Source organism: Paraburkholderia sp. A1RI_3L (assembly GCF_048957895.1).
GTDB classification, from domain to species: domain Bacteria; phylum Pseudomonadota; class Gammaproteobacteria; order Burkholderiales; family Burkholderiaceae; genus Paraburkholderia; species Paraburkholderia kururiensis.
The window spans coordinates 318,032-329,991 of sequence record NZ_JARCHA010000006.1; the positions used below are offsets into that span (position 1 = coordinate 318,032).

At 67.0% G+C, this 11,960-nt stretch carries 5 protein-coding genes; all 5 read right to left on the reverse strand.

The window, feature by feature from the left end:
• Positions 1-23 precede the first annotated feature (23 nt).
• The gene (locus tag PXJ20_RS18805; RefSeq protein WP_421030474.1) at positions 24-4,259 is read right to left on the reverse strand and encodes a YadA-like family protein; all 4,236 of its coding nucleotides are present in this window, start codon (positions 4,257-4,259) and stop codon (positions 24-26) included.
• A gap of 694 nt (positions 4,260-4,953) precedes the next feature.
• Positions 4,954-7,437, reverse strand: coding sequence for a CHASE2 domain-containing protein (locus tag PXJ20_RS18810; RefSeq protein WP_421030473.1), 2,484 nt, complete (start codon positions 7,435-7,437; stop codon positions 4,954-4,956).
• Positions 7,438-7,506: 69 nt separating this feature from the next.
• Complete coding sequence (locus PXJ20_RS18815; protein WP_421030472.1) at positions 7,507-8,286, reverse strand: response regulator transcription factor; 780 nt, start codon at positions 8,284-8,286, stop codon at positions 7,507-7,509.
• Positions 8,287-9,307: 1,021 nt separating this feature from the next.
• The gene (locus PXJ20_RS18820; RefSeq protein ID WP_421030471.1) at positions 9,308-11,161 is read right to left on the reverse strand and encodes a hypothetical protein; all 1,854 of its coding nucleotides are present in this window, start codon (positions 11,159-11,161) and stop codon (positions 9,308-9,310) included.
• Between the two features lie 78 nt (positions 11,162-11,239).
• Positions 11,240-11,947: a DUF4136 domain-containing protein gene (locus PXJ20_RS18825; RefSeq protein ID WP_421030470.1), complete on the reverse strand. Its 708-nt coding sequence runs from the start codon at positions 11,945-11,947 to the stop codon at positions 11,240-11,242.
• Positions 11,948-11,960 lie beyond the last annotated feature (13 nt).

The following is an 11,960-nucleotide window of genomic DNA, read 5'->3' on the forward strand; positions in this document are numbered from 1 at the left end:
TTCGCATCGGCTCGCCTCCCCGCCTACCACTGGTAGCCCGCGCCCACTACGGCGCCATAGGTGCCGCGCGTATTGGTGGAGACGGCCGCCTTGTAGATCCAGTGGTTGTTCTCCGAGATGGTCGAGACGCCAAGCGCCTGGCCCGACTGGCCGCGGTACACGCTGCCCGCAATCGAGACCATGCTCTTGCCGGGGCCGGACGGCTGCGGCAGGCCCGCCACGGCCATCGCGGTCGCCGTGCCGCCGTCGGCGTCGCGGCGATACGAGTCGAGGCTGTTGCGCAGACCGGCCACCTGGCTGTCCGTGTAGCTGTTCGCCTGCGAGAGCGCGTTGCTCACGCTCGCGTTCAACTGGCCGACGTTCACGGCGTCCGTCGAGGCCGTGCCCGCGGCGACGTTGATGACCTGGCGCGTCGAGTTCGTCGAGCCGACGGCCACCACGTTCGAGCGGCCGCCGTCGTCGCTGCCCGCACCGATAGCCGCCGACCCGCTGCCCGACGAAGTCGCGCCCGTGCCCACCACCGTCGAACCGTTGCCCGTGGCCTGCGACCCGTTGCCCACCGCGGTGCTGTTCGAGCCCGACGCCACCGCGCCGGAGCCGCCCGCGGACGAGTTCGAGCCCGTCGACGCAGGCCCCGTGGTGTTGCCGGTGCCCGGCGTGGACGTGTAGCTGCCGCCGCTGTTCGAGGTGCTCTGGTTGATGAGCGTCGTGAGTTGCGAGGCCACGGCATCGAGTTGCGAGACGTTGACGGCGTCGGTGCCCAGACGCCCAGGCGCCAGACCTGTGATCTGCCGGTTGCCCACGTTGATTTCACCCGCCGACGACTGCGGGCTGCTCAAGCCATACGCCACGTAGTTGCTGAGCGCGCCGACCGTGGTGAGCGAACCGGCACCCAGCGCGATGCTGCTCGCCATGGTGGCGCTCGCGCCGGAGCCGAACGCGATGGCGTCCACGGCGCTGCTGCGCGCACCCGAGCCGATCGCGATGCTGCCCACATTCGCCGCACTCGCATTGGCGCCCTGCGCGATGGACTGCGCGCCACCCGCGAGGCTGCCGCTGCCGAGCGCGATGGCATCGGCCTGCGCCGCGCTCGACGCCTGGCCGATCGCCACGCCGCCAGGCGCCGTCGCATCCACGATGGCGCCGTTGCCCATGCCCACGCCGTTGTCGCCGTTCACCACGGTGGTCGGGCCTACGGCGATGGATTCCGCGCCCACGGCGAGCGAGTCCGCGGCTGTCGAGTTCGCGTGGAAGTACATCTGCCCCGTCACGGCAAACGACGAGAGCGCGCCCGCGAGCTGGCGCACCGTGACGGCGTCCTGCGACTGCGTGCCGTCCGCGACGTTGGTGAGCTGCCGGTACGTGTTCGTCGACGCATTGCCGAACGACACGGCGCCGAGCAGCGTGCGGTCCGAGGTGTTGTAGGGAATGGAATGCGTGCCGTTGGCAATGGAGCCGATGCCCGAGACCACCGCGCGATCCGATACGGAGCCCGAACCGATCGCCACGCCGTCGCCGATCGTGACGCTCGACTGCGTGCCGAGCGCGAGCGAGTTCGCGCCCTGCGCCGACGCCCCGTTGCCCGCGGCGAGGCTCGACGTGCCGGCCGAGACCGCGGCCGGGCCGATGGCGACACTGTCGGTGCCGGTGGCCTGGCTGTCCGCGAGCGTCGAGGTCGCGTGGAAGTACTTGATGCCCGCGCCGTTGTTGATGTTGTCGATGGCGGTGGTGTTGGCCGTGACCTGCTGGTTCGTGGCGTAGAGCTGCGAGCCGTTCACGGCGTCTGTGCTGGTTTGACTCAACTGGCCGGCCGACACGTTCTGGATCTGCCGCGTGGAGCCTGCCGTGCCCACGCTCACCACGCCCGCGGGCGCACCGCCGGCGAACGAATAGCTCACGCCGCCGATGGTCGTGTTGGGCGTGGGCGTAGCCGCCGTGGTGGTGGAGCCCGCCCCCAGCGCCACGCTGTTCGCCACGCTGGCAATGGCGTTCGAGCCGACGGCCACGGCGTTGGCCGCTGTGGATTGCGTGTTGCCGCCCACGGCAATCGCATCTGTGCCCGTGGCGGAGGAATCGGCCAGCGTCGAATTGGCGTGGAAGTACTTGATGCCGCCGCCGTTGTTGATGTTGTCGATGGCGGTGGTGTTGGCCGTGACCTGCTGGTTTGTCGCGTAGAGCTGCGAGCCGTTCACGGCGTCTGTGCTGGACTGACTCAACTGGCCTGCGGCCACGTTCTGGATCTGCCGCTCGGCGCCCAGGGAACCCACGCTCACCACGCCCGCGGGCGATGCACCGGCGAACGTGTAGCTCACGCCGCCGATGGTCGCGCCCGAGGTAGGCGTGGCCGTAGTGGTGGAGGAACTGGCGCCCAGCGCGACGCTGTTGGCCACGCTCGTCGTGGCGCCCGAACCGAGCGCGAGTCCGCGCGTTGCAGCGGCCTGCACCACGGCTGTATCGCCCAATGCGACCGAACCGGCCGTGTTGGCCTGCGATGCGTTGCCGAGCGCGACCGAACCTTGCCCCGTCGCCACGTTGCTGTTGCCGAGCGCAATGGCGCCCTGGCCGTTGGCCGTGTTGTTCGCGCCCATCGCGATGGCGCCGTTGCCAATGGCCGAATTCGGATCGCCGATGGCGACCGCGCCGTTGCCGCTCGCCGTCTGCCCTTCGCCGAGTGCGACGGCGCCCGTGCCGCTCGTCACCTGCGAGCTGTGGCCGCCCGCAATCGCGCCGGTGCCGGCCGCCGCGGCTACCGTGTTGTTGGCGCCGAACGCGACCGTCATCGTGGCGAGCGCCTGGGAGCCGATGCCCATGGCCGTGGCGCCCGCCGCGGAAGCCACCGCGGTATAGCCCACGGCGGTGGCATTGTTGGCGCTGGCCGTGGTGGAGCCGCCCAGCGCCGTGGCCTGCGTGGCCGTGGCGAGCGCGTTGATGCCGAGGCCCGTTGCGTTCAATGCCGTGGCATGCGCGCCTGCGCCCAGCGCCGTCGCCGACGTTGCCGTGGCGCTGGCGTTGAGGCCGAGCGCCGAGGTGTTGTCCACCGTCGCATTGGCGCCCGCGCCCAGCGCGACGGCGGACGTGCCGGTCGCCTTGGCGAGATTGCCGAAGGCGCTGCTCGAGAGTCCGGACGTCACCGCGCCGACGCCCACGGCCACGGAACTGTCGCCGCTTGCCGTCGCGCCGTCGCCGTAGGCCTGCGCGGAAGCGCCGCCCGCAATCGTGTTGTGGCCCATCGAGATCGCGAAGTTGCCGGTGGCCTGCGTGCCGGAGCCGGGTACGCCTGCCGTACCGCCCACGCCGATGGCAATGGCCCCCGTGCCCGACGCGCCGCTGTTCACGCCGACCGCGACGCCCGACGCGCCGCTCACCATCGTGCCCGAACCTACGGCCACGCCGGCCGCACCGGCTGCGGTCGTAATGGACTGGTTGCCGATGGCGACCGACGTGCCGCCGGCCGCGGTGGCTAACGGGCCGAGGGCCGCGGCGTGATCGCCCGACGCTGTTGCCCCGGCGCCGCCCGCAAAGGTTGAGCCGCCGGAAGCGACGGCCGCGCCGGCCGCGACTGCGCCCGCGCCGGAAGCGTTGGCGAACGAGCCTAGCGCAGCGCTGCTGGTATTCGACGCCTTGGCGCCGGGCCCCAGCGCCGCGGAGCTAACGCCCGTAGCGGAAGCGGACGTACCGTAAGCCGCGGAACCTTGAGCCGCCGCGTTGGACAGGTAGCCTACTGCGGTACTGTTCAGTCCGCCGGCAACACTGTTGCTGCCGATCGCCACGGCGCTGGCCTGCGACGAAACGGCGCTCAAACCTATCGCAACGGTCCCAGTAGAGCTTGCCGTGGAGTTGATGCCGACGGCCGTCGAATTGTTTCCGGACGCCGTCGCGCCAGGTCCCAGCGCGCTGCCCGAAATGCCGGTCGCCACTGCCAGATTGCCCAACGCCGTGGCGTTCTGCTGCGTGGCCGAAGACCCCACACCGATAGCGATGGCACTGGTGGACCCGCTCGCGGTGCCGCCGTCGAGCGCGAATTGCGCGTGCGCACTCTGCGCAGTGAGCCCGCTGCCCAGCAGCACCAATGCCGCGGCGGCAAACGGCGGCACGACTCGCCCGTGGTGACGCGCCGCGTCGGCGCTGCCGCTTGCGCTTTCGTTGCAGACATTCACGGCGCCGCCCGACTTGCCCTTGCCATGGGCTCGATCGAGTTCGGACGCGGCTACGAAGGCGCCGAGCGCCGCGTTCCACACAGTGCGGTAAGTTCGATTCATAGATTTTCTGCCTGTAAGCGGCGCGTTCCCTTCATGTTCCGTTCACACACGCATCACGCCGGGCTGAATGCGAGCGAGTTTCTCGCCGGCACGATCGGCACCGGTCGGTACCGATCGGCACGAGCGGGCCAGCCGGAAAATGCGTATGTGCGATGAACGTCTGTCGAGCCGAATGAATAACTTTCTTTATCGATGAACGAGGCCTTGCTTCGAATAATTTCCAGCCAACCAATAACGCCAGGCAGGGACGAACGGAATTACCGGCAATCAAATGAATTGCCGTTTGTTTAAGCACGCCTTGTGGAAATTGGATTGCCGGAATCAGGCAAGAACCCGGTGAAACATAGAGTAAGGGATAGGCCGACGGAAAAGAGAGCGGACAATGTTGAACAATTGTCACCAGAATGTGACGAAGTTGAACTAGCACGACCACAGGTGCTTCTGGCCGGTTTATTCCGGACATTGAGCAGACTTGCCAATGACGCATTTGGCATAGTTTTGCGCGACGGAATTAATGCCGCCCGATTGCTTTTTCAGCAATTCGTTTGCCAACTAGAAATACAAATTTCGTTAAATGCACGGCCGAATAGTTGTATCGCGACACGATCCCGCCCTGTCGCAAAGCTTCTTTAATCCACTCGGGATTCTTCAGGAAATATCGGCGCGGGCATTTGCCGCTGCGGACGGATGCCTTTTATTCAGGCAAGCCGGATTTTTTGGGCAGCAGAAGCGTGAACACGGAGCCGTGCCCCACGTCGCTCTCGACGTGAATCTGCCCGCCCAGCGTGTCGATGACGTGCTTGACGAAGGCGAGCCCGAGCCCGTGTCCAGGCGCGGGGTGATCGGAAGGAAGCCGGAAGAATTCCGTGAAGAGGTTCGGTATCTGGTCGGCGGGAATGCCTCGGCCGGTGTCCGCGATGGTCACGACCCAGCGCCCTTCGCGCTCGCCGGCCGCCACCCTGACTGTCGCGCCCGGCGGGCCGAATTTGATGGCGTTGTCGATCAGGTTGGCGAACGCGCGGCGCAGCAGCGGCGCATCGGCCACTACCAGCATGCCGGGCTCGGCGGTGAGGCGCACGGCCGTGTGTTTCGCGCTCGCCTGAGGCCAGAGGTCGTCCACGGCGTCGCCCAGCAGCAAGGCCAGATCGACGGTGCTCGCCGCCGGCGGCCGGCCTTCGGCGCGGGCGAGAAAGAGGAACTGGTCGGCGAGCGTCAGCGCCGACTGCGCATAGTGCGCCACGAGCTCCATGAACCGCGCCTCGGGCAGATCGGCCGGCGCGCGGCGGCGGTGCTCGATCAACGCGAGCACCGCTGTCTGCGGCGAACGGATGTCGTGCGAGAGGAAGCGCAGGGCCGAATCGCGCTGGCGCTCGGCAGTGCGCATGGACGTGACGTCGGCGACGTGGAAGATCAGCGCCGCGTTGCTCGCGTGCGGCGCGGGCACGACGGCGCACTTGATGAGCAGCGACCGCCGTTTTCCGTCGACGATCTCCACGCTGTTCATCGGTGCGGGTGGGGCGTTCTGCGTTTTTGCGTCCGCTTTTGCGTTCGTTCTTGCGTTCGTTTTTGCGTCCGCTTTTGCCTGCCCTTCCCCCGCTACGCCCACGCCGCCGCTCTCGGCCAGCCGCCGCAGCGCCTCGCGGACGTACTCCACCGCGTGCTCGGACGCCGTCATGTCGCGCAGTACGTCGGTAGCCAGGCGGCCCGCGGGACGTGGCGGCGAATGGGCCAGATCGGCATCGGACGAGTACAGCCCCAGGGCCTTGCGATTCGCGAGCATGACCACGCCCGAAGACGCCACCACCAGCGTCGCCTCGGGCAGGCTGTTCATCCACTCCGAGATGAAGCGCGCGGAGCGCCGCAGCCGCGCGATCACGGCGCTCATCGCGAGTACGCGCCGATGCAGCGGGTCGATTGCGCGCGTGCGGGTGATGGGCTCGCCAGGCAGGCCAGGCTCGGCCATCGCACTCGCAGCGGCCTCGCCCAGATAGCGCAACAACGCCTCCTGGCGGCGCCATGCGCTGGCTGGCCAGGCGACCAGACACGCGGCCACCGCTGCGCTGGAGAAAAAGAACACGTGCGTGGTCTTGAGCAGCACGAGCGATGCGAGACAGGCGGCAAGCGCGAGCGCTAACGCCGCGAGCAGACCGGCGCGCGGCCCCAGCGCGAACTGCGCGGCGCACAGCAACGGCAACACGCACAGACTGAAAAGGAGCTGGCCGGCCCAGGGCGCATCGCGCACGAGCGAGCCGCTCGCGAGCGCGTGCGTCGCCTCCGCGAGAAATTCGACGCCCGAGAGCGGACGCCGCGTGCGGCCCGGCGTGACGAGATGGGTATCGGCGGTACTCGTGGTGGGGCCGATGAGCACAACCGCGCCCTTCAGCACAGCAGGCGCAACGCGGCCAGCCAGCAGATCGACGAAGGAAAACGATGCGTAAGAAGGCTCCGGCCCGAGCGGAACGTAGCGACGGCAGGCGCCCGACCAGCGTTGCGCCTCGCGGCCCAGCCGCTTGCCGCATGGCGTGAGCGGCACGCCGCTCGCGCGCAGCAGCGACACGCTCATGTGCTCGTACACCTCGGGCGGCGCGCCCTCCTGCAGATAGAAGCTGCGGGCCACGCCGTCGGCGTCCGGCGCGGCGTTGGCTTGTGCGATGGCGAACGCCGCGCCGGCCATGGGCGCAGCGGGTTTGATCACGGGCCTGATGGCGGGCGTGGCGACAGGCGTTGCAACGGACGCGGCAGTGGACCCGCCGAACCCGGCGGCGTCGCTCCCGTCGGCAACCACCAGAGGCAACACCACGCGGCCATTGCGCGTCATGGCTTGCGCGAGCGGTTCGTCGCCGGACGGCTGGAGCCTGCCGCGATTCGGCATCGCCACGTCGAGTCCCACGGCGGCAACGCCCGCCGCCGTCAGACGGTCGATGAGCGCTGCGTAGTCCTTGCGTTTCACCGGCCATCCGCCTAACGCTTTCACGCTCGCGTCGTCGATGGCCGCAAGCACGATTCGGGTGGGCGACGGCTCCTGGAGCAGCGGTTGCGCGAAGTCGAAGAACAGCAGATCGGCGCGGCGCAATACGCCCGAGGCAGTCAACGTCAACGAGAGCAGCACGAGGAAGACGACGAGCGCCAGCCATTCGCGCGCCATGCCGGCCGGCAGGGGAGCGTCATCGGCGTACATCAGCGTGCGCTCGCGAAACGGTGGGCCGGCTGGCCGCTGCGCGGCGCGCCAGGCGCCGCGCCTTCACTTTCACTCATACGCGAATCCGGCAGGCACGAGCGGAGCCGGCGACACCGGCTGCGCAACCGGACGATGCGAGCCGGGCGCCGCGTGACTCCGGCCTGACGGCACCACGTCGAGACGATAGCCGTGCGTGTACACCGAACTCAGCCGCAGGCCATTCCCGGGTGCGAGCGCGAGCTTCTGCCGCACGCGGTAGATGTGCGTGTCCAACGTGCGCGAAGCGGGATCGAGTTCGCGCCCCCAGGTGCTGATGCTGACCACCTTGCGCGACAGCAGCTTGCCGAGGTTGTTGAAGAAGAGCGCCGTGAGGTCGAACTCCTTGGGTGTCAGCTCGATGCGCTCGCCGCGCAGCGAAACGGTGCGCTCGAGTGGATTGAGCGTGTAGTCGCCCGCGCAAACAAGGCCGCCGGGGTCGCTGTCGCGCCTCGTGCGTCTGAGAAGCGCGTTCACGCGCGAGGCCAGCTCGGCCACGCGAAACGGCTTCACGAGATAGTCGTCGGCGCCGGCTTCCATGGCGAACACCACGTCGTCGTCGAGCACCTTGCTCGTCAGAAAGAGCACCGCGGGCGATGCGCCGAGCGTGCGACGAATCCAGTAAAGCAGCTCGAAACCGCTCATTCTGGGCATCAGCCAATCCAGAATCACGAGGTCGAAGGGCGCCGATCTCAGCAGGCGAACGGCTTCCTCGCCATCGCCCGCCTCGACGATCTCGTGCCCCAGAGGCGCCACCACCCGAGCTGCAGCCTTGGCATGCACGGGATCATCTTCGACTATCAGCACACGCATAGACTGTCATCCGTTCATCAGCACGGGGCGGCGAGGCCCAATACAACACAAGGAGGGACGCGGCACCTGCGGGGAAATCGCAGGCGCAGGAAGTCCCGTCCTCGCACGCGAGGAAGTTTCAAGGGCAGGAATCGGAACGTGCCGGCTGGAAGCGGATGGCCCAGCCAGCACGTGTTGCGCTCAGATGCCGCTTACGGCGGGCCTTTGCGACCTGGGCCCGGGTGCCCGGCGCAGTCTTGTCGCGCGGCGTCCACGCATTGAGCGCGTAAAACCGGCGATTGAAGTGCTCGTTTTACTTCTTTCGGGCCGCTTTGCCGGCCCCTTCCGCTCATGGCGCTCATGATTGCTGTGCCTCACCACGCTGATGTCGATTGCGCTATCGGTGCGTCCGCGCGGCAGAACCCTCGCCGCGGCAATCACCGGTTTCTCTTTTGGAAACTTCACGAGCACCACGCTTTGTCCAATGCGGCGATGTGCGTCGCTCGAGCTGTAACAGTTAGTAAGTCAAGTGCTCGGGCGAACTTTCGCATAAGGGAATTTATTTGTCCACACAAATCCCCAGAATAAGAAAGCGTATTGCTTATTTAACAATTAGGGCGGGGATTGCGGCCTGAGCGAAACAGGCAGCGATGGCCAGATGACAGGGAAATGACCGCGTGACGGGGGTTGCGAGGAAGGGTTCATCGCTTGGCACCGGCGGGGCCGTGCGCCTCGCTATCGCGAGAGTCCGTTCAGCTATTGGAATTTCTTGACTGATTTTCCGGCACGATGAAGCCGCTCGTCACGCCAATTCGATGTATGAAACGGACTGGCTTCCACCGATATTTTTTTGCAACAGAATTACGGATTTCCGAAAACGCCAATTCGTCTGCTCTACCCGTATGGCGATTGAGGGACGCATCGAAAATCCGGTACGCCGGACAACTGAAAAGCGTCGCGGCGATCTGCGCGCGTAGGGCATTCAAACATGTGCATTCAAACACGTGCATTCAAACGCTTGCCGCCGCAAAGAGGCGGCGGCTCACCCCTCGATCCGCCTTCGCAGATCCGCCGCAACGCGCTCCACCACCGGTCCCCACGCCCGATACGTCTGCTGCCGGTAAATCGTGACAGACGGATACCACAGGCTGTCGCTGCGCTCCAGCATCCAGACCCAATGCGGGCACACGTCCAGCAGCAGCCACGTAGGCGCACCGAGGGCGCCCGAGAGGTGCGCCACGGACGTGCAGACGGTAATGACGAGATCGAGGCTCGAGATGAGCGCGGCCGTGTCGTCGAACGAGCGCAGGTCGGCGGTGTAGTCCGTCACGGGCAGGCCTTCGGCGGCCATCGTGGCCAGCTCGTCCCGGCCGTCCACCTGGAGACTCACGAATTCGACGCCCGACAGCCCCCGGAAGGCGTGGGCATAGTCGGCGGGCGGCACGGCGCGCAACGGATTGCGCTTGTGCCCGCGGCTGCCGCTCCACACGAGCCCCACCTTCAGGCCGCCGGTGCGCGCCAGCCGCTCACGCCAACGTGCAACGCCAGCCGCATCGGCTTGCAGATACGCACGCGGCGCGGGCAGATTGTCCAGCGTGATGCCGAGCACGAGCGGCGCGCTTGCGAGCGGCAGGTGCCGATCGAAATACGGAAGTTGCGGGGCATCGTGCGGCACGATCTGCAAACCCAGGTGCGCGAGACTGCGCGACAGCAGCGGCAGAAGTTGGGCCACGCAGCAGTAGATGAGCGTGCCGCCCGCTGCGCGCACGCGTTCAGCAATGAGCGGCACGAAGCGCACGAACTGAAACACGTCGCCGAAACCCTGCTCGCCCCACACCAGCAGTGTCTTGCCCGCAAGGTCCTCGCCATTCCAGTGCTGTTCAAGCGGAAGCGGCTGCAGCGCCTGCATTTCGCTCGAACCTCGCCATCTCGCCTCGTGATTGATGAGACCGTTCTCGTAGTCGCCGCGCAGCAGTTGCAGCATGGCGATGGACCACTGGATCTTCGCGTCCGCCACGCCGATTTTCGCAAGATGGACGAGCGGCTCCAGCGCCGCGTCCCATTGCTGAAACTCCTTCAGCGCGTTGCTGTGCGCGAGCAGCGCGGGTGCATAGTCGGGCGCGAGCGTGCGGGCGCGTGCAGCCGCAATCGATGCTCGATACGGCTCCCGCAGCGCGAGCCACGCGTTCGATGCGTTGGTCCAGGCACGGAAATCGGCGGCATCCACGCGAATCGCTTCGTTGCAGAATCTGAGCGCCACATCGTGTTCGCCGAGCGATTCATGAAGTGCGCCGATGTTGTTGAGCAGCGTCGGGTAGTCGGAGTCCAGCGCCTGCGCCCGCTGATAGGCCGCGAGCGCGGGCTGGAGCGCGTTGTTCATCTGATGCGAGAACCCTTGCTGGAACCAGGGCCGCGCGAGTTCCGGGCACGCGTCGCACCATCGCGCGGCAACCTGGGCAGCGAGACCGTATTGGCCCGTGGCGTGCAACAGCGCGACCCATTCGTCGAACGCTGCGGAGGCGTCCTCTGCCGTGCGATGTGCCGCGTCCTCATGCCGGGCCTGATGCCGGGCCTCGCACCAGGCCTCGTGCCAAGCCTTATACCAGGCCTCATACGAGGCATGAGCCTGCTGCGAGTCGCCGCTCAGCCGCGCGAGACGGGCCCGCTCCAGCAGCGTCGGCGCGAAGTCCGGCGCTTGCACATGCGCGCGTTCGACGAGCGGTACGGCTTCGCCATGTCGACCGAGCAGGCGGAGCAGCCAGGCGCGTGCGGTAAGCGCGTACGGATCGTCGGGCGCATTGGCCAGCCACGCGTCGATTTCGTAGGAGGCCTCGATCAATTCGCCCTGCTCAAGACGCTGCGCGATGCGGGAAAACGGAGTGTCGGGTACGGTCATGACCTGCGATGTCTGAAGCTTGAGGGGAGCGAGATGTAAAGCGACTGAAGCGGCTGCAGTGGTACGCGCGTCGCCGCATCAAGGCGAGAGCGGCTTCACGGAGACGACGTCGGCCAGCCTGCCGTCGTCCGCTTCGCGCAGCTCGATCTGCCAGCGGCCGCCGTCGAACGGGAACCGGGCGAGCGCGCTTTTCACGAGATACCCGAACGCCGGCGACGCATGCGCATCACGGTCGCGGCGCGTACCCGTCACCTTGTAGATTTCCTCGCCGGAACGCGCGTCGATGAAGCGCAGCGTCAGACGATGCAGGTAGCGTCCAGCAAACGGCGAAGCTTCCCGGGGCGCGTCATTTGCGCCGCAGTTGTCGGCGTTGCCCACGCACTCGGGCCCGCGCACCGCGATGCCCACCGGCCGCGTTTCATACGCCACGGAGATCAGGTAACGCGACCCTCGCGTTGCGTCGGCCGCGCCGCTTGTCTCATTTGCTTCGTTTGCATCGTTTGCTTCATTTGCTTCATTTGCTTCATTTGCATCATTTGCATCATTTGCTTCGTTTGCTTCGTTCGCATCGCTGAAACCGTGCTGCGCGAGTGCGTCGCGCAACTGGCTTTCCCACGTCGATTGACCGACATCGGCTTGCTGCGCCGGCGTGCGCATGAACCGATAGCGCAGGTCGCCCTGCGGCGCCTCATGCATACCGGTGGCCTGCACTTCGGTTCGCACGCCCGCACATCCGGCAAGGCTCGCGGCCGCCAGCACGACGCAGGTCAGCAAGAAGGTCTTCATGGGCAATGGCATT

Coding starts and splice junctions, on each gene's coding strand:
- PXJ20_RS18805 (WP_421030474.1), bottom strand. CDS start 4,259: ATGAATCGAACTTACCGCACTGTGTGGAACGCGGCGCTCGGCGCCTTC.
- PXJ20_RS18810 (WP_421030473.1), bottom strand. CDS start 7,437: ATGTACGCCGATGACGCTCCCCTGCCGGCCGGCATGGCGCGCGAATGG.
- PXJ20_RS18815 (WP_421030472.1), bottom strand. CDS start 8,286: ATGCGTGTGCTGATAGTCGAAGATGATCCCGTGCATGCCAAGGCTGCA.
- PXJ20_RS18820 (WP_421030471.1), bottom strand. CDS start 11,161: ATGACCGTACCCGACACTCCGTTTTCCCGCATCGCGCAGCGTCTTGAG.
- PXJ20_RS18825 (WP_421030470.1), bottom strand. CDS start 11,947: ATGAAGACCTTCTTGCTGACCTGCGTCGTGCTGGCGGCCGCGAGCCTT.